Here is a 22,455-nt window from a genome sequence, read left to right as displayed (position 1 = left end):
GCCCCGATGAGCAGCCTGTCCGTTTACCACGTCAGCAGCCCAGACTTGCCGAACAAGGTGTTGACCCACTTCGAAGACATCGCCTCGACCCTGGCCGAACAGGGCGTGCGTTTCGACCGTTGGCAAGCTGCGGCGAAAATCCAGCCCGGCGCCAGCCAGGAAGAAGTGATCGCCGCGTACCAGGCGCAAATCGACCAACTAATGACCGAGCGCGGCTACATCACCGTTGACGTGATCAGCCTGAATAGCGACCACCCGCAAAAAACCGAACTGCGCGCCAAGTTCCTCGATGAGCACCGCCATGGCGAAGACGAAGTGCGATTTTTCGTCGCCGGCCGTGGCTTGTTCACTCTGCACATCGGCGATTACGTCTACGCCGTGCTCTGCGAGAAAAACGATCTGATCTCCGTACCGGCCGGTACGCCGCACTGGTTCGACATGGGTGAAAACCCGCATTTCGTCGCGATCCGCCTGTTCAACAACCCCGAAGGCTGGGTGGCCAATTTCACCGGCGACAACATCGCCAGCCGCTTCCCGCGTCTCGAGGACTGAGCCGATGCCGATCAAAGCGATACTCACCGACATCGAAGGCACCACCAGCGCGGTGAGTTTTGTGTTCGACGTGCTGTTTCCCTACGCCGCCAAACACCTGCCGGATTTCGTTCGAAAAAACGCCGAACGCGCCGACGTTGCCGAGCAGCTCGCCGCTGTTCGGCGTGACAGCGATGAACCGCAAGCCGACGTCGAACGGGTCATTGAAATCCTCCTGGGCTGGATCGCCGAAGACCGCAAGGCCACGCCGCTCAAGGCATTGCAAGGCATGGTCTGGGAGCAGGGGTATCAGGCCGGGCAGTTGAAAGGCCACGTGTACCCGGACGCCGTTGAAGCGCTCAAGCGCTGGCATCAGGAAGGCTATCAACTGTTTGTTTATTCCTCGGGTTCGATTCAGGCACAAAAACTGATTTTCGGTTGCTCGGACGCGGGGGATTTGTCGCCACTGTTCAGCGGCTATTTCGATACCACTTCAGGGCCAAAGCGGGAAGCGCAGTCCTACGAGCGCATCACCCAGGTGATTGGTGTCGAGGCGTCGCAGATTCTATTTCTGTCTGACATCGTTCAAGAGCTGGACGCGGCGCGCACGGCCGGGATGGCAACCTGTGGCCTGGCTCGTGAGGGCGGGGAATTGGCGGGGCATGTGACTGTCGACAGCTTTGCCCGGATCGATCCTTCCACTTTTTAAAGATCAATGCACATAACCTGTGGGAGCGAGCCTGCTCGCGATAGCGGTGTGCCAGGCGACATTTCTGTTAACTGATCCACCGCTATCGCGAGCAGGCTCGCTCCCACATGGATCGGCGTACCGTCAGAAACAACTCAGGCCGTGAAGCGAAAGCTCTCACGGCCTGTTTGTTTTGTAGCGTTGTAACGGTTTAAACCGAGTGATAGGTCGGCAAGGCAAACCGTTGCTGGCTTTGCAGCATGGAGATCTGCGGCAGTTCGCTGGCCTGTTCGGCGATGTCACGGCGAATTGCGCTGATCACCCACGACAGCTGATCGCCGGCATGCAATTGCTGGTAGGAAATCGAACGTTTGAAGACTTTGCCGTCCGTACTACGCAGGGTCAGCAGAATGCCGCCGTCCGGCCGGGGCTGGGTGGTCACTTCGAAGTTGGAGAACAGCGACGAAAATTTTTCCTGGATCAGGCTCATGTCTATCAGCTCCGTTTGTGCTTGAAGGGCAACATGGAGAGGTAGTTGCAGTGATTGTGCCAGCACCTGATTTTTTAAAAATACCTATAAATCAATAAGTTAGCATTTAAGCGTTTTTATGCTTTCGTGCAATCTGCATGAATGGCCATCGTGCATCCTGCATTTTGCGTGGTCGGCGTCGATTCGATGGAACCAATCCCGACGCCAGGGTTCCGCTTTTCGATCTCCGGTCCGATCGCTTCAGTCGCGGATACAAAACATTTCAAAAACCGCGTGTACAGCTCAAGAACCGCTGACGTATTTTCGGTCTCAATCAACGCCACCCGACAATAAGAAGATCGAACGGGAGCACCATGAGCCGCACGCTGAACGACACGATTACCTGGGGCATGATGCTCCGCAAGCTGCCTTCCATTGCCAAAGCCATTCCCCGTGTGGTGAAGGGCATGAAAGCCGCCAACGTCAAGGACCCGATCCAACCGTGTGGTCTCGGCTGGAGCTTCGAGCAGGCGACGTTGCGCAATCCCGATGGCCCGGCCTTGCTGCAGGGCGAGGTGGTGCTCACTTATGCACAGGTCAATCAATGGGCCAATCGCATCGCCCATCATTTGATAGCCCAAGGCATCGGCAAGGGCGATGTGGTGGCGATCTTTATCGAGAACCGTCCGGAACTGCTGGTGACGATACTGGCGGTGGCCAAGGTCGGCGCGATCAGCGCTTTGCTCAATACCTCCCAGACCCGCGATACCCTGGCCCATAGCCTTAACCTGGTGGCGTCCGTGGCGATCGTGGTCGGAGAAGAGCTGGTACCGGCCTTCAATGCGGTCCGTGAGCGGGTGGCCATCGACGCGGCGCGCACCTGGTTTGTCGCCGATCAAGACACTTATCGCCATCCGGGCAATTCGCCCGATGGTTTCATTAACCTGATGACGGCCAGCGCCGAAGCGTGCAGCGATAACCCCGCCAGCAGCCAAAAGGTTTTTCTCGACGATCCTTGTTTCTACATTTACACCTCGGGTACCACCGGGTTGCCCAAAGCCGGGGTGTTCAAGCACGGGCGCTGGATGCGCAGTTCTGCAAGTTGTGGCCTGATCGCCCTGGATATGCAGCCCCAGGACGTCGTTTATTGCACCTTGCCGCTGTACCACGCCACCGGGCTCTGCGTGTGCTGGGGCTCGGCAATCAGCGGGGCGTCGGGGTTTGCCATCCGTCGCAAGTTCAGCGCCAGTCAGTTCTGGAGTGACGTGCGCAAATATCGGGCGACTACCCTCGGTTACGTTGGCGAATTGTGCCGATACCTGGTGGATCAACCGCGCAGCATCGACGACAGTCGGCACGGCGTGACGAAGATGATCGGCAATGGTCTGCGCCCCGGTGCGTGGAGCGAGTTCAAAACGCGCTTTGCCGTTGACCATATCTGCGAGCTGTACGCCGCCAGCGACGGCAATATCGGCTTCACCAACATCCTCAATTTTGACAACACCATCGGTTTTTCCCTGATGGCCTGGGAACTGGTGGCATACGAGCACGACAGCGGCGCGCCCACCCGTGATGCCAACGGCTTCATGCGCAAAGTGGCGAAGGGCGAGCAGGGTCTGCTGCTGGCGAGAATCGACGACAAGGCGCCGCTGGACGGCTACACCGATCCGCAGAAAACTGCCAAAGTCGTGCTCCACGATGTGTTCAAGAAGGGCGACCGTTACTTCAATACCGGTGACCTGCTGCGTAACATCGGTTTTGGCCACGCGCAGTTTGTCGATCGCTTGGGCGATACCTACCGCTGGAAAGGCGAAAACGTCTCGACCACCGAGGTTGAAAACATCCTGCTGCAACACCCGCAGATCGCCGAAGCCGTGGCCTATGGCGTAGAAATCCACAACACTAATGGGCGTGCCGGGATGGCGGCAATCACCCCGGCTGAATCCCTGGCGACCCTGGACTTCAGCGAGTTGCTGGCGTTTTCCAGGCAGCACATGCCTGCCTATGCGGTGCCACTTTTCCTGCGGGTGAAAGTGAAAATGGAGACCACCGGGACCTTCAAATACCAGAAGACCCGGCTCAAGGACGAAGCCTTCGACCCGAATAAAACCGGCGATGACCCGATCTACGCCTGGTTGCCGGGTACCCAGACTTACGTGCAAGTCACCGAACAGGTGCTGGCGGATATTCGCGGCGGCAAGCACCGATATTGAAAGTGTCGCTATTGAATGTGGCTCTTATTAAGTGTGGCTATGGCTTTCCATGAGAAAAAAGAAGTGACAGGTTCCGGACTGCTCGGGAAACTATCGGCTTTCCGATTGACCGAATGTGGAGTCCCCAATGTCAGACAAAAGCCGCCAGATGACGCCCGAAGAGGCTGCTGAATTTGCCGAACAGGTGTTCAACAAAGCGCGCGAGGGCGATGCGGCCATGATGGCTGCGCTGCTGACCAAGGGCTTGCCGCCGAACCTGCGCAACCACAAGGGCGACACCTTGCTGATGCTCGCCGCGTACCACGGCCATGTCGAGACGGTAAAAGTGCTGCTCGAGCACAAGGCCGACCCGGAAATCCGCAATGACAACGGCCAGAGCCCGATTGCCGGCGCGGCGTTCAAAGGTGATCTGGCGGTGGTCAAGGCGCTGGTGGAAGGTGGCGCGCAAGTGGAAGGTTCGTCCTTCGACGGTCGTACTGCGCTGATGATGGCGGCGATGTTCAACCGCGTCGAAATCGTCGACTACCTGATCAACAAAGGCGCCGATCCGAAAGCCAAGGATGCCAACGGTGTGTCCGCGCTGGATGCGGCCAAAACCATGGGCGCGGTGGATACCACCGCTCAGCTGGAAAAACTTCTCGGCTGATTCCCTGTGTGGCCGCGGGGCTTTTGTGGCGAGGGAGCTTGCTCCCGCTGGGTTGCGAAGCAGTCGTAAACCCGGCGAGTGCGGTCTGTCTGAATGACTGCGGTGGCTGATTTTGGGGCTGCTTCGCAACCCAGCGGGAGCAAGCTCCCTCGCCACAGGTTTATGCCAGGTCCCGCAAATACGCTATCCTTCGCGCCCTCAAATCTCCCTCGCTACAGGATCCACCTCATGAAAGCCGCACTCGTCGAACTCATCAGCAAAATCAGCTCCGGGTGCATGAGCGATGACGAAATTCTGAAAATCGCAGACGAAGCGGCTCAGGCCTACGCCGATCCCGAGGCTTTTCTGACGGCCAATCCGGACATCAACTACGACGACACCTTCCCGATCCCGTTGGGCGAGTGGATTGTCGTCGGCAGCCTGCCGGAAACCGTGCTGTTCCAGGCCGACACCTACATGGACCTGTTTGCGCAGATCGTCGCTTCGTTCGGCCCCGGCGTTGAATTCAACATCAAGCCCAAGCAACTGGCCAAGACCGAAGCCCTGACGGCGCTCAATCGTATTCAGGTGCAGATGAGCAGCATGAATAAGGAAAACGGCGGTTACACGCTGATGAACTTCAGCCAGTTGCTCGACGACGAGCTGCAAGTGGTGCTGGTCTACGGTAACGACGTGCCACGGGTTCTCGAATTGTGCGCCGAAACCGGCATCGCCGCCGCGCCCTCCCTGGAAGCCCTGAAAGTGGCGATCCACGTCTGAAACCGTCTACGACGGTAATAAAACGGAACCCTCGCAACACCCGGCTATCCTAAGAGTGCATACCACTCTTCGGGAGCGTCACCATGGGTTCCACGTTCAACAGCCTGGTTGGCCTGATTATTCTTGCTCTGGATATCTGGGCCATCATCAACGTACTTAAAAGTGGCGCCGAGACCGGGATGAAAATCATCTGGGTGCTGTTGATCCTCCTGCTGCCGGTCCTGGGCCTGATCATCTGGGCCATCGCCGGGCCAAGGGGCGATGTGCGGATCTGACCGGTTTCCCGCAAGCAACACCGAACCTGTGGGAGCGTGGCTTGCCCGCGATGCAGGCGCTGCGGTCAGTCAGATACATCGCAGCGATCCCATCGCAGGCAAGCCAGCTCCCACAGAGGATTGTGTCGAGTCGTCAACTGAGGTTCGACCTGTCATGTTCCGCAACGTAGAATGCGCGCCTTTCCCGGTCAATCGAACGGATCGATTGGCCATCATGGGCGGGTAACCGTCCGTTGCCACCCGCATTCATCGGAGCACTTCCCATGAGCAATACCCCAACCAGCGAGTACCTGGAAACCCTCTACGAAGGCTATGGCCAGCGTTTTCGCATGGAAAAACTGCTGCACGAAGTGCGCACCGAACACCAGCATCTGGTGATCTTCGAGAACCCGCGCATGGGCCGGGTAATGGCGCTGGACGGCGTGATCCAGACCACCGAAGCCGACGAATTTATCTACCACGAAATGCTCACCCACGTGCCGATCCTTGCCCATGGCACCGCCAAACGCGTGCTGATCATTGGCGGCGGCGATGGCGGCATGCTGCGTGAAGTGGCCAAGCATCGCAGCATCGAGCACATCACCATGGTCGAGATCGACGGCACCGTGGTCGACATGTGCAAGGAATTCCTGCCGAACCACTCCAAGGGGGCATTCGATGATCCACGCCTGAACCTGGTGATCGACGACGGCATGCGTTTCGTCGCCACCACCACCGAAAAGTTCGACGTAATCATTTCCGACTCCACCGACCCGATCGGCCCGGGTGAAGTGCTGTTCTCCGAAAACTTCTACCAGGCTTGCCGTCGCTGCCTGAATGAAGGCGGTATTCTGGTGACCCAGAACGGCACCCCGTTCATGCAAATCGAAGAAGTCAAAACCACCGCCGGTCGACTGCGCAGCCTGTTTCCGGACTGGCACTTCTATCAGGCGGCCGTGCCGACCTACATCGGTGGCGCGATGACCTTCGCTTGGGGCGCAACCAATACCGCCTATCGCAAATTGTCCCGCGAAACCCTGCAACAGCGGTTCGCCGGCAGCGGCATCATCACCCGCTACTACAACCCGGAAATCCACATCGGTGCCTTCGCCTTGCCGCAATACGTGCTGCAAGCAGTGAACAAGCCAAGCAACGACTAAACTCAAGATGTACGCATAACCCCTCGTGGGAGCGAGCCTGCTCGCGAAGGCGGTCGACCAGTCGATAAATATGTCGATTGATACACCGCTTTCGCGAGCAGGCTCGCTCCCACAGGATCTGCGTTTTTCATGCTTCTACGCCGTAATCCGTTTGAACGATCACTCAGGGCAAAAGTCCAGATACTTGTAAGCCCATCCATGGGTCTTATCGAGGAGGCACCGATGCAAAAGTGGAAAATCACTTTCGTGGATGATCACGGTGAAACAGTGGACGAACTCTTCGAGTGCGAGGAATGCCCGAACAGCGAGCAGGCCGCCAAACTCATTCGCGCCCGGTGCCTGCCGGTCGCTGCCGAACTGGATCTCAATGATCTGGAGGGGCGTACCGATGATCCGACCGTCAAAAGCCTGAAATCCCAGAACAGCATTGAAATCATCAGTATTACCCCGATCTGATACACCTCTTGTCACATTCACAACCAGACCTTGGCAGCGCCTCTGTCTTAAGGCTACTCTGCAAGCGAGATCAGCGAACGGATCGCTAAGGTCTGGTCTTGTCAGCTACATGCTTGCTTCCCACCGGCAACGAGGTTGCCGCATCGCGCGCACCACTCGGTTGCGCGTGCAGGGAATACGGAAAGTCTATCCATCAGTCTGAGGGGGACGTTTCATGAGCACAGCCTATCAAGAAGACATCAGCAGCAGCGTGCTGCGCCGCATGAAAGAAGGCGGTTTCGACTTTTCACGATTCCATCCCATCGAGTTCTACGCCATTTTTCCGGACGAGGAGCGGGCACGCAGGGCGGCAGGTCATTTCAGTGGTGAATCCTTGAATGCCCAGATCAGCGTGCGCGACGACGGCGCGTGGCATCTGGAACTGAGCAAAGTGATGTACGCCACCTACGACGGGATCGGCGACTTTGAGCAGGACTTCGAGGCGGTGGTCGAGCCTCTGGGCGGTATCATCGAAGGATGGGGCGTCAAGCAGGAGGTACGAGGGTTACTCGCATAACTTTATGAACAGTGACAACACTCAGCAACGGCTGACCTATGGGTCGGCCGTTTTCGTTTGTGGGTTTTAGAAAGCAGGATCAAAAGATCGCAGCCTGCGGCAGCTCCTGCGTTGGGATGGCGTTTCTCAATTGGGAGGGCATGCACCCCCAAGGAGCTGCCGAAGGCTGCGATCTTTTATCCTGCTTTTATTTCACAACATTTCAAACGGACAAAAAAAAGCCGCCTGAACAGGCGGCTAAAAGGGAAGTTCGGTCATCTTTCCAGCGAATGCGCCGATTATCCACATCGCCTCCCGGGCAGTGAAATCAACTCTGGCTATGCTGCTGATAGGCGACAGCATTGCTTCGCCATGAAGCGGGGGCGATCAGGTTGGGGCATTTACCGCACAGGATTGGTGCGGTGCGTGCAGCGCCATTCTCCAACTGATTGATATCAAAGCGTTTATGCCGATGGCACGGGCCTTGCGAAGGCCTGGATGTCCGGAGTGACAAGGAGTACGGCATGATCCGCACCTATTTTGATGAGATGTACGATGCCGGCGGCCAGGTCCGCCCGCATTATCGGGAGTTTGCCCGTTGGCTGGCCGAAACGCCTGACGAGCTTTTGGCACAACGGCGACGCGAGGCCGATCTGTTATTTCATCGTGCCGGGATTACATTCACGCTCTATGGTGATGAGCAAGGGACAGAGCGCCTGATTCCCTTCGACACCATTCCCCGCAGTATCCCCGCCAGCGAATGGCGGATTGTCGAGCGCGGCTGCATTCAGCGGGTCAAGGCATTGAACATGTTCCTTGCCGACCTCTATCACGAGCAGCGCATCATCAAGGCCGGCATCATCCCGGCCGAGCAAGTGCTGGCCAATGAGCAATATCAGTTGGCGATGCAAGGGCTGGATCTGCACCGCGATATCTATTCGCACATTTCCGGCGTCGACCTGGTGCGCGATGGCGACGGCACGTACTACGTGCTCGAAGACAATCTTCGTACACCTAGCGGCGTGAGCTACATGCTCGAAGACCGCAAGATGATGATGCGATTGTTCCCCGAGTTGTTCGCGGCCCAGCGCATCGCGCCGATCGACCACTATCCGAACCTGTTGCTCGACACCCTGAAAAGCTCCAGCCCGATCGACAACCCGAGCGTGGTGGTGCTGACGCCGGGGCGCTTCAACAGTGCGTTTTTCGAGCATGCGTTTCTGGCCCGGGAAATGGGCGTTGAATTGGTGGAAGGCGCGGACCTGTTCGTGCGCGATGACAAGGTGTTCATGCGCACCACCGACGGGCCGAAAGCCGTCGATGTGATTTACCGTCGCCTCGACGATGCCTTCCTCGATCCATTGGCGTTCAACCCGGACTCGATGCTTGGCGTTCCAGGACTGTTGTCGTCCTACCGTTCCGGCAATGTGGTGCTGGCGAATGCCATCGGCACCGGGGTCGCGGACGACAAGTCGGTGTATCCCTTCGTCACGGACATGATTCGTTTCTACCTGGATGAAGAGCCGATCCTGAAGAACGTGCCAACGTGGCAGTGTCGTAATCCCTCTGAACTGTCCCACGTGCTGGCCAATCTTCCAGAGCTGGTGGTCAAGGAAACCCAGGGCTCCGGTGGTTACGGAATGCTGGTGGGGCCGGCGGCGACGGCGGCGGAAATCGAATCTTTCCGTGAGCGGATCAAAGCCAAGCCCCACGCGTACATCGCCCAACCGACGTTGTCTTTATCGACCTGTCCGACCTTTGTCGAAAACGGCATCGCGCCACGCCATATCGACCTGCGTCCGTTTGTATTGTCTGGCCGCGAAACCCGGGTTGTGCCCGGCGGTTTGACCCGTGTCGCCTTGCGCGAAGGCTCCCTGGTGGTGAATTCCTCCCAGGGCGGCGGAACCAAGGACACCTGGGTGGTCGAGGATTGAAGGAAGCCTGCCATGTTAAGTAGAACTGCCTCGGATCTGTATTGGATGTCGCGTTACCTGGAGCGGGCGGAAAACCTCGCACGGATGCTCGACATCAGTTATTCGCTGTCATTGATGCCTCAGGACGGTCGTGGCGACGGCTTGCACGAACTCGCCATGCCGTTGCTGATCACCGGCACTCTGGACGATTACCTGGAACGTCACGGCGATCTGCATGCCGAACGGCTGCTGCATTTTTTTGCTTTGGATGCGGCCAACCCGGCGAGCATCTACAGCTGCCTCGGTGCCGCGCGAGCCAGCGCCCATGCGGTGCGTGGGCGAATCACCGCGGACATGTGGGAAAACATCAACTCTACCTGGCTTGAGATTCGCGGGATCGCCGAGCAAGGCTTGAGTCGCTACGGCATGAGCCGTTTCTGTGAGTGGATCAAGGAACGTTCCCACCTGTTCCGCGGCGCGTCCTACGGCACCATCATGCGTAACGACGCGTTCCGCTTCATTCGTCTGGGTACCTTTATCGAAAGGGCTGACAACACTTTGCGCCTGCTCGACGCCCGTTACGAAATGGCCGGCGATCAGGCCGAAGCAGTCAGCGACGGCACGGCTCACGCCTATTACCAATGGAGCGCCTTGCTGCGGGCCTTGTCGTCGTTTGAGGCTTACACCGAGATTTACCGCGACGCCCCTGGCGCCCGGCATGTGGCCGAGTTGTTGCTGCTGCGCGCCGACGTGCCGCGATCCCTGCGCGCCTGCACCGAAGAAATCGACCAGATCCTCGCCCAATTGCCGGGGGCCAACGGCCGTCCCGCGCAACGCCTGGCCGCGGAAATGGACGCACGCCTGCGCTACACCGGTATCAACGAAATTCTCGACGAAGGCCTGCACGCCTGGCTGACCGAGTTCATCCCGCTGGTGCGCCAGTTGGGCAACGCCATACACAGTTCCTACCTGGAGGCTGCATGAGACTTTCCATTAGCCACGAGACCACCTATCACTACGAAGATCAGGTGCGGGCGAGCATCCAGTACCTGCGACTGACCCCTCACGACAGCGAGCGCCAGCACGTGCTCAGCTGGCAGCTCGACCTGCCACGCCCGGTGCGTGCGCAACTCGATCCGTTCGGCAACATTCTGCATGTGCTGACCCTGGACGAACCCCACGAGGCAATCATCATCGGCGCCCGTGGGCAGGTGGACATTGATGAGTTGCGCGAAGCCGAGCATGAAAGTCAGTCGGCGCTGCCGTTCCTGCGCTTCACGCGCCTGACCGAGGCCGACGAAGCGCTGCGCGCGTTTGCCGAGAAGGCCTGCAAACAACGCCGGGATCGTACGGCGCTGATCGATTTGATGCATGGCCTGAACCAGCACATGACCTACACGCCGGGTTCCACCGAAGTGGACACCAGCGCCGCCCAGGCCTTCGCCGGGCGTTCCGGTGTCTGCCAGGACCACACCCATGCGTTCCTCGCCTGCGCCCGCAGTCTGGGCATTCCCTCGCGTTATGTGTCGGGGTATTTGTACAGCGAGAACAGCGAACACTTGGCCAGTCACGCCTGGGCTGAAGCCTGGCTGGATGACGCCTGGTACAGCTTCGACGTAACCAACGAACTGGCCCGCCCGGAGCGTCACCTGAAACTGGCCGTGGGTTTGGATTACCTGGACGCCTGCCCGGTGCGCGGCATGCGTCGTGGCGGCGGGTGCGAGCAGATGCATGCGAAGGTGTTTGTTTCGCCGACGCCTGCGCCGGTGATCTCCGTCCAGCAGCAGTAGCAGCGATTCACTGTGGTTAGGGCTTACCTGTGGCGAGGGAGCTCGCTCCCGCTCGGCTGCGCAGCAGTCGCAAACCCGGCGAATGCGATTTGCCTGACGGATCGCGTCGCCTGATTTGAGGGCCGCTTCGCGCCCCAGCGGGAGCAAGCTCCCTCGCCACAGGTGGGTTATTTACTTGGCCGAAGACACCTTCCGTCCCGCCATATGCTTCAAATACCCCACCAACAATTTCAGATCCTCCTCCGGCAACACCGTCGTGGCAAACGCCGGCATCTTCGCCTGCGGCCACTGGCGCAAGCTCTGGGGATCACGAATGTAGCGCTTGAGGAAATCCGCGCCGAAGTACTCGGTCGGGTTGAACGGAATATTCAGGTCCGGCCCGAACTGCGCATCCCCCGCGCCATTCAATCGATGGCAGGCCAGGCAGTTCTTCTGAAACAGCGCAAAACCCTTGTTCACCGGATCGTCCGCCTTCAGCGCAGGATCGGGCAGCAGGGCAGGGAAGCGCTCGGTCACCGGGGCCATGCGCTTGATGCTCGCTACTTCGAACGGCCATTGCTCGGGGCTGATATTGCCTGCCTGCGGATCGGTCCAGACCAGATAAAACGGCCCCGCACTGGGCTTGCCCTCTGACAGCGGCGGCCACGGCTTGGCCGGGTCTTCAATCGCTAGCCAAGCCTGCGCCCCTTGGGTATTGAGCAATGGCGCGGCAGCCAGTTCGGCGGCAAAACCGTCCAGGGCAACGGCTTGCAGGTGATCGTCAGGCTTGATGCCCGTCAACAACGCCGCCAACGGCACGGCGCGATAGCTCATGTCCCGTTTGTAGGAAACATCGTTAGTGATCGTGATGGTCTGAACCTGAGGATGCTTGAGCAATTGCTCGGTCTGCCTGGTGCGGGAACTCGCGCCCAGCTCCAGATTCAGCTGTGCGGCAGACAGAGGCGTGCTGAGCAGCAAGGCCCCAAACAGAATGAGCGTTTTCAAATGATCGCCGTCCATGTCGTGGTAGTGCCGCAAAGGTTGGCACAGCCACGCTGACCCGGGTAGCGAGCCAATCATATTTTTATCAGGCGAAATGAAAACCCTGATGCTCGATCAGCCAATCACCTTGGTCAGGTTCGGCAAAATCAACAACAGTGTAGTGGCGAATAGAATGAGCCCGGCTTGACGAACTTTCGAATGCTTGAACATGGCTTGACCGCCTTTTTTGTTATTTCCTGATGCCTGCCTGCCTATCTCCATGACGGCAGAGCGCTGCACTTCCTTGTAGGACGAGTGCCTCGGCAAAACCCGACGACAACTTCGTACAGGTTTACCTTAGGGCCCGTGTCACGATTGGCTTAGATCCATTTCGTATGTGCTGAGCACTCATTGCTTTTAAAAAGGTATGAGGCTTATGGCCAGCTTCTTGGGCGCCCGTTTGCTAGACAGCTTGGTGACTTGAATCGGTTTATCCGATAGCAGACTACCGTTCGTCTGAGCGTGACCGTCAACGCCAATGAGCACTGTGGTCATTGAATCCACGGCTGCTCGGCATAAGGTGAGGGCATAAAGATCAGGGGCACACGGTCTCCTGTAGGAGCTGCCGAAGGCTGCGATTTTTTGATTTTTTGATCTTCATTCACCGTCAGGTTCGAGGACGTCATGACCCAAGCTTTGATATTCGACGCGCTACGCACGCCCCGTGGCAAAGGCAAGGCCAATGGCGCCTTGCACAGCGTCAAGCCAGTGAATCTGGTGGCCGGGCTGCTGACGGCGCTGCAGCAGCGCACGTCCCTGGACACCAGTCAGGTCGATGATGTGGTGCTCGGCTGCGTGACGCCCATCGGCGATCAGGGTTCCGACATCGCCAAGACCGCCACGCAGGTGGCCGATTGGGACGTCAGCGTGGCCGGGATGCAGCTCAATCGCTTCTGCGCGTCGGGGCTGGAAGCGGTGAACCTCGGTGCGATGAAAGTGCGTTCCGGCTTCGAAGACCTGGTGGTGGTCGGTGGCGTCGAATCGATGTCCCGCGTGCCCATGGGCAGCGACGGCGGGGCCTGGGCGCTGGACCCGGAAACCAATTTGCACAACCACTTCACGCCCCAGGGTGTGGGTGCCGACCTGATCGCCACGATTGAAGGCTTCAGCCGTCAGGACGTCGATGCCTTCGCGTTGCTCTCCCAGCAGAAGGCCGCACGGGCGCGGGCGGACGGTTCGTTCAACAAGTCGCTGGTGCCGGTGCAAGACCAGAACGGCATCATCCTGCTCGATCACGATGAGTTCATTCGTGCCGAATCGACGATGGAAGGTTTGGGCAAACTCAAGCCGAGTTTCGAAATGATCGGGCAAATGGGCTTCGACGCCACGGCATTGCGGGTTTACAGCCAGATCGAGCGGATAAACCACGTTCACACGCCGGGCAACAGTTCCGGGATCGTCGATGGTGCGGCGCTGATGCTGATCGGCTCCGAGGCCAAGGGCCGGGCGCTGGGCTTGCAGCCACGGGCGCGAATCGTCGCCACGGCGGTTACCAGCACCGACCCGACGATCATGCTCACCGGCCCGGCGCCGGCCACTCGCAAGGCGCTGGCCAAGGCCGGGCTGCGAGTTGAAGACATCGACCTGTTCGAAGTCAACGAAGCGTTCGCTTCGGTCGTGCTCAAGTTCATCAAAGACATGGCCATCGACCCCGACAAGGTCAACGTCAACGGCGGCTCCATCGCCATGGGCCACCCGCTCGGCGCCACCGGCTGCGCGATTCTCGGCACGCTGCTCGATGAACTGGAAACCCGGCGTCTGCGCTATGGCCTGGCGACATTGTGTGTCGGCGGCGGCATGGGCATTGCCACCATCATCGAACGCCTCTGAACCCCGACTTCAAGGAAAATTGCCATGAGCGAAGCCATCCGTTACGAAAAGGGTCAGGACCAGATCGTCGTCCTGACCATCGACATGCCGGGCCAGAGTGCCAACACCATGAACGCGGTCTACCGCGACGCCATGGCCACCTGCGTCGCCCGACTGATCGCCGACAAGGACGCCATTGCCGGCGTGATCATCACCTCGGCCAAGAAGACCTTCTTCGCCGGCGGCGACCTCAATGAACTGATCAAGGTCGGCAAACCCGAAGCCAAAGCCTTTTACAACATGGTGCTGACACTCAAGGGCCAACTGCGCACCCTGGAAACCCTTGGTAAACCGGTGGTCGCCGCCATTAACGGCGCGGCACTCGGTGGCGGTTGGGAAATCTGCCTGGCCTGCCATCATCGCGTCGCGCTGGACAACCCGTCGGTGCTGTTGGGTCTGCCGGAAGTCACTCTGGGCCTGTTGCCGGGCGGCGGCGGGGTGGTGCGCATGGTCCGCATGCTGGGCATCGAAAAAGCCCTGCCGTATCTGCTTGAAGGCAAGAAAATCCGTCCGCAACAGGCGCTGCAGGCGCGGTTGATCGACGAGTTGGCAGCCGATCGCGATGAGTTGATGGCCAAGGCACGGGCGTGGATTGTCGCTCACCCGGTCGCTGTGCAGCGCTGGGACGTGAAGGGTTATCAGATTCCTGGCGGCACGCCGTCGGATCCGAAACTCGCGCCGATGTTGGCCATCACGCCATCGATTCTGCGCAGCAAAACCCAGGGCTGCCTGCCCGCGCCGGAGAAAATCCTCTGCGCTGCGGTAGAAGGCGCCCAAGTGGATTTCGACACGGCGCACCTGATTGAAACCCGCTACTTCACCGAACTGACCACCGGCCAGGTGTCGAAAAACCTCATTGGCACGTTCTGGTTTCAGCTCAATGAGATCAATGCCGGCGGCTCGCGGCCCCAAGGCATAGCGCCTTATGTGACGAAGAAAGTCGGCGTGCTCGGCGCCGGGATGATGGGCGCGGGCATCGCGTTTGTCAGCGCATCGGCCGGCATCGACGTGGTGCTCAAAGACATCAACCTCGCCGCGGCAGAGAAGGGCAAGGCTCACTCGGCGGCGTTGCTGGACAAGAAGGTTGCGCGGGGCCAATTAACCCGGGAGCAGCGAGAGGAGATTCTGGCGCGAATCCATGCCACCGAAAACGATGCTGATCTGGCCGGTTGCGATTTGATCATTGAAGCGGTGTTTGAAGATCGCGAGCTTAAAGGGAGGGTTTCATCGGCTGCTCAAGCAGTTGTTGGCCCGGACGCGGTCATCGCCTCCAACACCTCGACCTTGCCGATCAGCGGCCTGGCCACGGCAGTGCCGGACCAGACGAAATTCATCGGTCTGCATTTTTTCAGTCCCGTGGAGAAAATGCCGCTGGTGGAAATCATCAAAGGTGTCCACACCAGCGACGAAACCCTGGCGCGCGGGTTCGATTTCGTCCTGCAAATCAAGAAGACTCCGATCGTGGTCAACGACAGTCGCGGCTTCTTTACCTCGCGGGTGTTCGGCACCTTCACCAATGAAGGCATCGCCATGCTCGGCGAAGGCGTGAGCGCGCCAATGATCGAGACCGAAGCGCGCAAGGCCGGCATGCCTGTCGGGCCTCTGGCGATCTCCGACGAAGTTTCCCTCAGCCTCATGAACCATATCCGCGAGCAAACCGCCAAAGACCTGCGAGCGGAAGGGAAAACCCTGATTGAGCACCCGGCGTTCGCCGTGATTGACTTGCTGCTCAAGGAATACAAGCGCCCGGGCAAGGCTGCTGGGGGTGGTTTCTACGATTACCCGGCCACAGGGCAGAAGCATTTGTGGCCTGAGCTGAAAACCCGTTTCGAGAAAGCTGATGGGCAGATTTCGCCGAAGGACATACGCGATCGACTGCTGTTCGTACAAACCATCGAAACCGTGCGCTGTATGGAAGAGGGCGTGCTGACCTCGACGGCGGATGCCAATGTTGGCTCGATCTTCGGCATTGGCTTCGCGGCCTGGACCGGCGGTGCGCTGCAATTCATCAATCAGTACGGCGTGAAAGACTTTGTCGCTCGCGCCCAGTACCTGGCCGAGCAATACGGCGAACGCTTCACACCGCCTGCGCTGCTGCTGGAGAAAGCCGCCAAAAACGCGCTGTTCTAAGGGACCGATGACGCGCTCCGGGGCTTGCCTTGCCACTGTGTTTCAAGGCAGGCTCTGGGGTGTGCATTATTCCCTTCATGTGTCAGGTATTTTTTATGTCGTTACGCATCTGCATTCTGGAAACCGACATCCTGCGTCCGGAACTGGTCGATCAATATCAGGGTTACGGGCAGATGTTCCAGCGCCTGTTTTCGCAGCAACCCATCGCGGCCGAGTTCACCTTGTACAACGTGATGCAGGGCGATTATCCCAGCGATGACCTGACCTTCGATGCGTATCTGGTCACCGGCAGCAAGGCCGATTCCTTCGGCACCGACCCGTGGATTCAAACCCTCAAGACGTACCTGCTGAGCCGCTACGAACGCGGCGACAAACTGCTGGGCGTGTGCTTCGGCCATCAATTGCTGGCGCTGTTGTTGGGCGGCAAGAGCGAGCGGGCGACCCAGGGTTGGGGCGTCGGCACCCACAAGTACAAACTCGCGGCCAAGGCGCCGTGGATGAGCCCGCTGAGGGAGGAGCTGACGCTGCTGATCAGTCACCAGGATCAGGTCACCGCGCTACCGGAAAACGCTACGGTCATCGCCTCGAGCGATTTCTGCCCGTTCGCCGCGTACCACATCAACGATCAAGTGCTGTGCTTCCAGGGACATCCGGAGTTCATTCACGATTACTCACGGGCGTTGCTGGATATTCGTCAGGAAGCACTGGGCGAGCAGATTTACTCGAAAGGTATGGCGAGTCTTGAACACGAGCATCACGGCACTACCGTCGCAGAGTGGATGATGCGGTTTGTGGCGCACAAGCCTGAGGGTGAGTCGGTTAAGCCTTAAAAGCTTCGCGGGCAAGTCGTATCGCCGCACCGCTCGCTCCTACAGGTACGCCGAAACCCTGTGGGAGCGAGCCTGCTCGCGATTTTCGCAGACGACTCGGTCCTGACTACAACCACCCCGACCGCTTGAAACTCGTCCACAAACCCACACACCCCACCGCAATAAACCCCAACACCCCGAAATACCCGTAATGCCAGGTCAACTCTGGCATGTCCTCGAAGTTCATCCCGTAAATCCCCGCCACCGCTGTCGGAAACGCCAGAATCGCCGCCCATGCCGCAAACTTGCGCTGCACCACACTCTGCCGTGACGCCTCCAGCAACACCCCGATTTCGATGGTCTGGCTGGCAATGTCCGCGAGAGTCGTCAGGTCTTCCATCTGCCGCGTGACATGAATCTGCACATCGCGGAAATACGGGCGCATGTTCTTGTCGATGAACGGAAAGCTCAGTTTCTGCAGTTCCTCACCGATTTCCACCATTGGCGCCGCAAACCGGCGCAAGCGCAAAACATCACGGCGCAGACTGTGGAGTTTCTGAATGTCGCGCTCGTTCAAAGAGCCGAACATGACGTTGCGTTCCAGCTCATCGATCTCGGCGTGGATCGCTTCGCCCATCGGCTGGTAGTTTTCAATCACGAAGTCGAGGATGGCATAAAGTACGAAATCTTCCCCATGCTCCAACAACAGCGGCCGCGCCTCGCAACGCTGTCGGACGTACGCGTAGGACGCCGAGTGACCATTCCGAGCGGTAATGATGTAACCCTTGCCGGCGAAGATATGAGTCTCGATGAACTCCAGTTTGCCTTCATTGCGGATTGGCGAATACGTGACGATAAACAGTGCGTCGCCGAACGTTTCCAGCTTCGGTCGGCTGTGTTTTTCCAGGGCGTCTTCGATGGCCAGTTCGTGCAGGTTGAACTGGCGTTGCAGGTTGAACAGCTCCTGGGCGTTCGGCTCTTCGAGGCCAATCCACACAAAGTGGCCAGGCTTGGCAGCCCAAGCAGCGCCTTCGTCGAGGGTGATATTGGTGACTTTCTTACCAGCGCTGTAAACCGCAGCAGCAACGACTCTACCCATGATGGTGATTCACTTCTTATTAGCCGCTTTCTGTAAAGACTGGCGGTGCCAGGCAGGATTCAGCTTAACCTTGTCTGCTGCTTGAGAGTCAGCAAAATCTGTAGAGTTCGCAGGTAAAAGAAAACCCGCACAGGGCGGGTTTCTTTCAGGCGGCTTGCAGTTGCCGATCCATCGAGTCGATACACTCGCGCATCTGCTCGCGGCACTGGGCAATTAGCATGGGCATGTCATCCAGGCTCAATCCAGCCGTAGGAATCGCCGGCAGCGAACGGATCAGAATCTTCCCACTGCGCCAGCGGTTCAATCGCATGTGTTTGACGTAACTGCTGACACACACCGGCACGATTGGCACGCCCGCGGCAATCGCCATCTGGAACGCGCCTTTCTTGAACGGCAGCAACTCTTCGCCGAGGTTGCGCGTACCTTCCGGGAAGACCCAGATCGAGGTGTCTTCATGTTGCAAGGTGCGAGTAGTGGTCAGCATCGACTGGCGTGCCTTGTGCGCATTGCCACGGTCAATCAATACATTGCCGGCCAGCCAGAACAACTGCCCGAACAGCGGCACCCACTTCAGGCTCTTCTTACCGATGCACACGGTGCGGCGGGGCACCACGTTTCCGAACACAAACAGATCGTAGTTAGACTGGTGGTTGGCGATGATCACGCAGCTGTCAGGCTTAGCCATCAACGGCCCGACGTCAGCCTTCACCCGCAAACGCAAAATGCACATCGCCGGCCACGCATACAGACGTGCGCATAAACGGCTGTTGTCCGGATTAAACGGCCGGCATAGACCGAGGATCACTCCAAGCACGCCGGCCAGAATAAAGTGCAAGCCTATCAATAACATACGAAACACAAACAGCATTTAAAGGGCCCACCGGGACAAAAGGTGGCGCAGTGTACGGATGTGCACTGTTTTCGGCAATTGCCGCTATAAAAGTGGGAGATAGCCGATGTTTGAGCGCATGTTTCCGACTTGTGGGTCAGATGCGGTCTAGAGCGGTTGTAAGGTTTTAAACCAAACACGCAAGAAAAAGCCCGACACGACGGTCGGGCTTTTCAGTGCAACGCGTTCGGGCTTAACCCATATGCTCCTGATCCAGGATGATCGCGTTGTCCAGCGTCTCCAGCAGTGCTTTGCGCACTTTCAGCTTGGTGTTCTTGTGGGCGGTCATGTTGAGCTTCTTCAACTGACGAGCCGCCGCCAGCGCCGCGCCTTGCAGCTCTTCGGCCGACACCACCACATCAAGGAAACCGGCATCCACAGCACTCTGCGGATTGAACATCTCGGCATTGATCACCGCACGATGAAACGCCGACTTGCGTAGACGATCACGCGCCAGCTCGATACCGGCGTGGTGCATGGTCATGCCGATCTGCACTTCGTTCAGGCCAATGCTGAACGGGCCATCGACACCAATGCGGTAGTCAGCCGACAACAGAATAAACGCACCCTTGGCCACCGCATGCCCAGGACACGCCACGACCACCGGGAACGGGTGCGACAGCAGACGACGAGCCAGCGTCGAACCGGCAGCAACCAGTGCTCTGGCTTCGTTAGGGCCGGCCGTCATCACCTTCAAGTCATAACCACCCGAAAAAATGCCCGGCTGACTGGTAATGATCACCACCGCCCGATCCGCCACCGCCCGATCCAGCGCAGCGTTAAACGCAACAATCACATCCGGCGAGATGGCATTGACCTTGCCATTGCTCAAGGTCAGGGTCGCGATACCGTCTTCGAGATGGTAGGAAATCAACTCACTCATGACGCCAATCCTTCTAATAAAGTAGGGCAGACGTTACCCACCGCCGTAGGCCAGGTAAAGCGCCGTGACTGACTCGCCAGTCACCCTTTCGCCGCCCGCCAGGCGTAGTCAGCCACGTCCGCCGCGCCTCCCCTTCTATATAGAAGGGGAGGCGAAGCCGGAGATTGGCAGGTTTGCCATACCCTTGAACGGCACGAAAGGGTTAACGGAGTTAACCGCATGAAAATTCTGAAAAAAATGTTTGCCATCAGAAAAGCTTTCGACTACATTAGCGCGCCTCGACAGACAGAACATGTTTGAAGAGATACGGTGAAGTGTCCGAGTGGCTTAAGGAGCACGCCTGGAAAGTGTGTATACAGGAAACTGTATCGAGAGTTCGAATCTCTCCTTCACCGCCACATTCTGCAAACACAAACCCCTGATTTTCCTAGAGAAAGTCGGGGGTTTGTGGTTTCTGGCGTCTGAAAAAGGGCGATATGGGAACAATTTGGGAATACGGATAGGTTTTGACCCTGTACCTATCTCTACAGGAATCGGTATCTGATGCTTGGTGGACAGCTACGTCGCCTAAGCGGCAGATCTGACGAGCGCCGCAGTGGCACAATTAGGTAGGATCACTTCAGGTCTGCCATCTCACCTGCGTGATGATATCGCCCCTGCTCTAAAGGATGAAGAACATGACGGCCGAAAAATATGATGTAGAAATAACAAAAATTAGGCGCGAGTTGAGCGTGTACCAACCTGATTCATTTCTTCAACATGTTCTAGATCATCTTCACTGGTCACAAACACTCGAAAGGCCTGCTAGCGGAATGCCCTGGATTTGCCTTTTCTTGCTCAAACTTGCTATGCAAGAAAGCAAGGGAGGAGGACGTGATATGGTTAAGGCTGAATTCAGCATCCTCGCCAATAAATTATTCCATATGCAGCATTTAGCCTGTCCAATTGAACTTGGCGAGGTGCATTTGATGTTGCGCCCAATGATTCTCCAGCAGGCTTGGTATCAGGGTGATGTGGTTTCAGATGTTAGAGCTATGACGCGTCAAATGATCTGGTATTCCGATGAGGGAACTCCGTATGCTGAGAAGTTTGAAGAATTCTATGGTCTGTCGCTAAAAGAGTTTTATCTGATTAGCTTGTACTTGGATATTATTGTTGCGAACAATGCGCAGGGAATCGTTGGCATAAATTTGTATGAGGTTATTTTTAATCTCACGCCAACTATTTCATTGAAGAAAATTATTAGTTATTTCTTATTGGTTTCGGTGCGGAGCCAGGACCTACCTGATTTCTTTAAGGCGCACAGCGTTAAAGGTGAGCTGCATCAGCAGAGCGAGTACTTTCAAACTACTCCGCTTAGAAAAAAGCCAGTGTTGCTGGATGGCGACAATCTATTTATTTACAATGCCAAATTGTTCTCCAATGCAGCTGGTATGTTGGTCCCTGATCTGTTGAAGAGAATTCCAAATTGGGGGTTTAAAGATTACTTTGGCCCAACCATGGAGAAGTATGTTGGATCTCTTTTTGCTGCTTCTTCGGTTGCGTATTTTTCGGAAGATGAGCTTAATCAGTGTTGTCGAAAAAGTAGTGTGGTAGGAGGCAAAATGGCTGACTATTTGGTTCCAGGTGATCTTAATATTATTTTTGAATCTAAAGCGATTGAACCTGGCGATATAGTCTCATCTGTTTTTGATCCTGAAATCCTTCGTGCTCATTTAAAAAGTAGCTTCATTAAAGGGATCGAGCAGTGTCAAGAGAGTGTTCATAGATTGCATCTGACTAAGGAATACGCACAGGCTGACTTTGCGTGTGTTGTGGTCACTCATGAAGACTTCTGGTTTGCATCGGCGGATGATGTGGTTAATTACATTGATCCGGATTTGAAAGCCAGGGTGGAAACGAAGTATGGGTGTATACCTGTTCCATTTGGCAATGTCTTGTTTATCACTATTGATGCAGTAGAGCGCATTTTGGAAACTGTATCGAAGAAGGAGATTAATCTTGAGTCCTTCATTCAAGATTGCATAGAAACTCTAACAACTCCTGAAGGCAAGCGCTTCACAATGAGTCATATGATCCAGGATAAGCTTGCAGGGAAAAAAAGCGGTCACTCAGTCATCATGCAGAAAGCTGACGAATGGCTTAAGTATTTTCAAGCCGAATTGGCCGCAAATAAAGCTGCTTGGCAAGGGCAAGCCGCAGAGCTGATCCGGCAGCGTATGGTGGTGGTTGACGTGCTGCACCGCCAGTTCAATCGGCTTAGCGCCGTTTAATCGAGAGATTTCGAGTTTCTCCTTCACCGCCAAATTCGATACAGACAAAACCCCTGATTTTCCTAGAGG

21 protein-coding genes and 1 tRNA gene are annotated in these 22,455 nt (G+C 57.2%); 17 read left to right on the top strand and 5 right to left on the bottom strand.

What is annotated here, in order from left to right:
- Positions 1 to 6: 6 nt before the first annotated feature.
- Positions 7 to 552, top strand: a complete 546-nt coding sequence (locus ACZ3HH_RS15250; protein WP_465805667.1) for a 1,2-dihydroxy-3-keto-5-methylthiopentene dioxygenase — start codon at positions 7 to 9, stop codon at positions 550 to 552.
- Positions 553 to 556: 4 nt separating this feature from the next.
- Positions 557 to 1,240: an acireductone synthase gene (mtnC, locus tag ACZ3HH_RS15245; RefSeq protein ID WP_465805666.1), complete on the top strand. Its 684-nt coding sequence runs from the start codon at positions 557 to 559 to the stop codon at positions 1,238 to 1,240.
- A 190-nt stretch (positions 1,241 to 1,430) separates the two neighbouring features.
- Here mtnC and ACZ3HH_RS15240 read toward each other — a convergent pair whose 3' ends face one another.
- On the bottom strand, positions 1,431 to 1,709 hold the full coding sequence (locus ACZ3HH_RS15240; RefSeq protein WP_008005638.1) for a DUF3509 domain-containing protein: 279 nt from the start codon (positions 1,707 to 1,709) through the stop codon (positions 1,431 to 1,433).
- Positions 1,710 to 2,062: 353 nt separating this feature from the next.
- On the opposite strand from ACZ3HH_RS15240, the gene ACZ3HH_RS15235 reads away from it, so the two are divergent.
- The 10 genes from ACZ3HH_RS15235 to ACZ3HH_RS15190 all read left to right on the top strand — a co-directional run bounded on the left by ACZ3HH_RS15235 (position 2,063) and on the right by ACZ3HH_RS15190 (position 11,414).
- Positions 2,063 to 3,901: a long-chain-acyl-CoA synthetase gene (locus ACZ3HH_RS15235; RefSeq protein ID WP_465805665.1), complete on the top strand. Its 1,839-nt coding sequence runs from the start codon at positions 2,063 to 2,065 to the stop codon at positions 3,899 to 3,901.
- Positions 3,902 to 4,028: 127 nt separating this feature from the next.
- Positions 4,029 to 4,547: an ankyrin repeat domain-containing protein gene (locus ACZ3HH_RS15230; protein ID WP_465805664.1), complete on the top strand. Its 519-nt coding sequence runs from the start codon at positions 4,029 to 4,031 to the stop codon at positions 4,545 to 4,547.
- Positions 4,548 to 4,775: 228 nt separating this feature from the next.
- Positions 4,776 to 5,306, top strand: coding sequence for a hypothetical protein (locus ACZ3HH_RS15225; protein ID WP_465805663.1), 531 nt, complete (start codon positions 4,776 to 4,778; stop codon positions 5,304 to 5,306).
- A gap of 83 nt (positions 5,307 to 5,389) precedes the next feature.
- Entirely contained in the window at positions 5,390 to 5,581 is a 192-nt protein-coding gene (locus ACZ3HH_RS15220; RefSeq protein WP_038979785.1) for a PLDc N-terminal domain-containing protein, read from the top strand.
- A gap of 263 nt (positions 5,582 to 5,844) precedes the next feature.
- On the top strand, positions 5,845 to 6,720 hold the full coding sequence (gene speE, locus ACZ3HH_RS15215) for a polyamine aminopropyltransferase (RefSeq protein ID WP_052963708.1): 876 nt from the start codon (positions 5,845 to 5,847) through the stop codon (positions 6,718 to 6,720).
- 222 nt (positions 6,721 to 6,942) lie between these two features.
- Positions 6,943 to 7,176, top strand: a complete 234-nt coding sequence (locus ACZ3HH_RS15210) for a hypothetical protein (RefSeq protein WP_038979787.1) — start codon at positions 6,943 to 6,945, stop codon at positions 7,174 to 7,176.
- Between the two features lie 214 nt (positions 7,177 to 7,390).
- A complete protein-coding gene (locus ACZ3HH_RS15205) occupies positions 7,391 to 7,732 on the top strand; it encodes a ribonuclease E inhibitor RraB (protein WP_008005633.1) in 342 nt (113 codons plus the stop codon).
- A gap of 503 nt (positions 7,733 to 8,235) precedes the next feature.
- On the top strand, positions 8,236 to 9,645 hold the full coding sequence (locus ACZ3HH_RS15200) for a circularly permuted type 2 ATP-grasp protein (RefSeq protein WP_038979788.1): 1,410 nt from the start codon (positions 8,236 to 8,238) through the stop codon (positions 9,643 to 9,645).
- Positions 9,646 to 9,657: 12 nt separating this feature from the next.
- A complete protein-coding gene (locus tag ACZ3HH_RS15195; RefSeq protein ID WP_030131627.1) occupies positions 9,658 to 10,608 on the top strand; it encodes an alpha-E domain-containing protein in 951 nt (316 codons plus the stop codon).
- A complete protein-coding gene (locus ACZ3HH_RS15190; RefSeq protein ID WP_048394414.1) occupies positions 10,605 to 11,414 on the top strand; it encodes a transglutaminase family protein in 810 nt (269 codons plus the stop codon). The genes ACZ3HH_RS15195 and ACZ3HH_RS15190 overlap by 4 nt, the downstream gene beginning before the upstream one ends.
- Positions 11,415 to 11,585: 171 nt before the next feature.
- Here ACZ3HH_RS15190 and ACZ3HH_RS15185 read toward each other — a convergent pair whose 3' ends face one another.
- Positions 11,586 to 12,413, bottom strand: a complete 828-nt coding sequence (locus ACZ3HH_RS15185) for a c-type cytochrome (RefSeq protein ID WP_465805690.1) — start codon at positions 12,411 to 12,413, stop codon at positions 11,586 to 11,588.
- Between the two features lie 645 nt (positions 12,414 to 13,058).
- Between ACZ3HH_RS15185 and ACZ3HH_RS15180 the strand changes: the two genes are divergently transcribed.
- The 3 genes from ACZ3HH_RS15180 to ACZ3HH_RS15170 all read left to right on the top strand — a co-directional run bounded on the left by ACZ3HH_RS15180 (position 13,059) and on the right by ACZ3HH_RS15170 (position 17,263).
- Complete coding sequence (locus tag ACZ3HH_RS15180) at positions 13,059 to 14,264, top strand: acetyl-CoA C-acetyltransferase (RefSeq protein ID WP_465805662.1); 1,206 nt, start codon at positions 13,059 to 13,061, stop codon at positions 14,262 to 14,264.
- A gap of 24 nt (positions 14,265 to 14,288) precedes the next feature.
- Positions 14,289 to 16,433, top strand: a complete 2,145-nt coding sequence (locus ACZ3HH_RS15175) for a 3-hydroxyacyl-CoA dehydrogenase NAD-binding domain-containing protein (RefSeq protein WP_465805661.1) — start codon at positions 14,289 to 14,291, stop codon at positions 16,431 to 16,433.
- A gap of 95 nt (positions 16,434 to 16,528) precedes the next feature.
- Positions 16,529 to 17,263, top strand: a complete 735-nt coding sequence (locus ACZ3HH_RS15170; RefSeq protein ID WP_465805660.1) for an amidotransferase — start codon at positions 16,529 to 16,531, stop codon at positions 17,261 to 17,263.
- Positions 17,264 to 17,369: 106 nt separating this feature from the next.
- On the opposite strand, the gene ACZ3HH_RS15165 is transcribed toward ACZ3HH_RS15170, so the two are convergent.
- From ACZ3HH_RS15165 to ACZ3HH_RS15155, 3 genes are all read right to left on the bottom strand, one after another.
- Positions 17,370 to 18,341 carry a magnesium and cobalt transport protein CorA gene (locus ACZ3HH_RS15165; protein WP_465805659.1) on the bottom strand — a complete coding sequence of 324 codons (972 nt, stop codon included), beginning with the start codon at positions 18,339 to 18,341 and terminating at the stop codon, positions 17,370 to 17,372.
- Positions 18,342 to 18,486: 145 nt separating this feature from the next.
- On the bottom strand, positions 18,487 to 19,209 hold the full coding sequence (locus ACZ3HH_RS15160; protein WP_465805658.1) for a lysophospholipid acyltransferase family protein: 723 nt from the start codon (positions 19,207 to 19,209) through the stop codon (positions 18,487 to 18,489).
- 214 nt (positions 19,210 to 19,423) lie between these two features.
- Positions 19,424 to 20,113, bottom strand: coding sequence for a crotonase/enoyl-CoA hydratase family protein (locus ACZ3HH_RS15155; RefSeq protein WP_008073002.1), 690 nt, complete (start codon positions 20,111 to 20,113; stop codon positions 19,424 to 19,426).
- Positions 20,114 to 20,421: 308 nt separating this feature from the next.
- Here ACZ3HH_RS15155 and ACZ3HH_RS15150 point away from each other — a divergent pair.
- Positions 20,422 to 20,511: transfer RNA gene (locus tag ACZ3HH_RS15150), tRNA-Ser, on the top strand.
- Between the two features lie 279 nt (positions 20,512 to 20,790).
- Positions 20,791 to 22,386, top strand: coding sequence for a GapS1 family protein (gene gapS1 / locus ACZ3HH_RS15145; RefSeq protein ID WP_465805657.1), 1,596 nt, complete (start codon positions 20,791 to 20,793; stop codon positions 22,384 to 22,386).
- The last annotated feature ends 69 nt before the right edge of the window (positions 22,387 to 22,455 follow it).

It is taken from the genome of Pseudomonas sp. PME37.24/025 (assembly GCF_055556615.1).
This window is presented reverse-complemented; position numbering and strand designations above follow the sequence as displayed.

Bases quoted from the DNA above. Each gene is read 5' to 3' on its own strand.
- ACZ3HH_RS15250 (WP_465805667.1), top strand. From the start codon at position 7: ATGAGCAGCCTGTCCGTTTACCACGTCAGCAGCCCAGACTTGCCGAAC.
- mtnC (WP_465805666.1), top strand. From the start codon at position 557: ATGCCGATCAAAGCGATACTCACCGACATCGAAGGCACCACCAGCGCG.
- ACZ3HH_RS15240 (WP_008005638.1), bottom strand. From the start codon at position 1,709: ATGAGCCTGATCCAGGAAAAATTTTCGTCGCTGTTCTCCAACTTCGAA.
- ACZ3HH_RS15235 (WP_465805665.1), top strand. From the start codon at position 2,063: ATGAGCCGCACGCTGAACGACACGATTACCTGGGGCATGATGCTCCGC.
- ACZ3HH_RS15230 (WP_465805664.1), top strand. From the start codon at position 4,029: ATGTCAGACAAAAGCCGCCAGATGACGCCCGAAGAGGCTGCTGAATTT.
- ACZ3HH_RS15225 (WP_465805663.1), top strand. From the start codon at position 4,776: ATGAAAGCCGCACTCGTCGAACTCATCAGCAAAATCAGCTCCGGGTGC.
- ACZ3HH_RS15220 (WP_038979785.1), top strand. From the start codon at position 5,390: ATGGGTTCCACGTTCAACAGCCTGGTTGGCCTGATTATTCTTGCTCTG.
- speE (WP_052963708.1), top strand. From the start codon at position 5,845: ATGAGCAATACCCCAACCAGCGAGTACCTGGAAACCCTCTACGAAGGC.
- ACZ3HH_RS15210 (WP_038979787.1), top strand. From the start codon at position 6,943: ATGCAAAAGTGGAAAATCACTTTCGTGGATGATCACGGTGAAACAGTG.
- ACZ3HH_RS15205 (WP_008005633.1), top strand. From the start codon at position 7,391: ATGAGCACAGCCTATCAAGAAGACATCAGCAGCAGCGTGCTGCGCCGC.
- ACZ3HH_RS15200 (WP_038979788.1), top strand. From the start codon at position 8,236: ATGATCCGCACCTATTTTGATGAGATGTACGATGCCGGCGGCCAGGTC.
- ACZ3HH_RS15195 (WP_030131627.1), top strand. From the start codon at position 9,658: ATGTTAAGTAGAACTGCCTCGGATCTGTATTGGATGTCGCGTTACCTG.
- ACZ3HH_RS15190 (WP_048394414.1), top strand. From the start codon at position 10,605: ATGAGACTTTCCATTAGCCACGAGACCACCTATCACTACGAAGATCAG.
- ACZ3HH_RS15185 (WP_465805690.1), bottom strand. From the start codon at position 12,413: ATGGACGGCGATCATTTGAAAACGCTCATTCTGTTTGGGGCCTTGCTG.
- ACZ3HH_RS15180 (WP_465805662.1), top strand. From the start codon at position 13,059: ATGACCCAAGCTTTGATATTCGACGCGCTACGCACGCCCCGTGGCAAA.
- ACZ3HH_RS15175 (WP_465805661.1), top strand. From the start codon at position 14,289: ATGAGCGAAGCCATCCGTTACGAAAAGGGTCAGGACCAGATCGTCGTC.
- ACZ3HH_RS15170 (WP_465805660.1), top strand. From the start codon at position 16,529: ATGTCGTTACGCATCTGCATTCTGGAAACCGACATCCTGCGTCCGGAA.
- ACZ3HH_RS15165 (WP_465805659.1), bottom strand. From the start codon at position 18,341: ATGGGTAGAGTCGTTGCTGCTGCGGTTTACAGCGCTGGTAAGAAAGTC.
- ACZ3HH_RS15160 (WP_465805658.1), bottom strand. From the start codon at position 19,209: ATGCTGTTTGTGTTTCGTATGTTATTGATAGGCTTGCACTTTATTCTG.
- ACZ3HH_RS15155 (WP_008073002.1), bottom strand. From the start codon at position 20,113: ATGAGTGAGTTGATTTCCTACCATCTCGAAGACGGTATCGCGACCCTG.
- gapS1 (WP_465805657.1), top strand. From the start codon at position 20,791: ATGACGGCCGAAAAATATGATGTAGAAATAACAAAAATTAGGCGCGAG.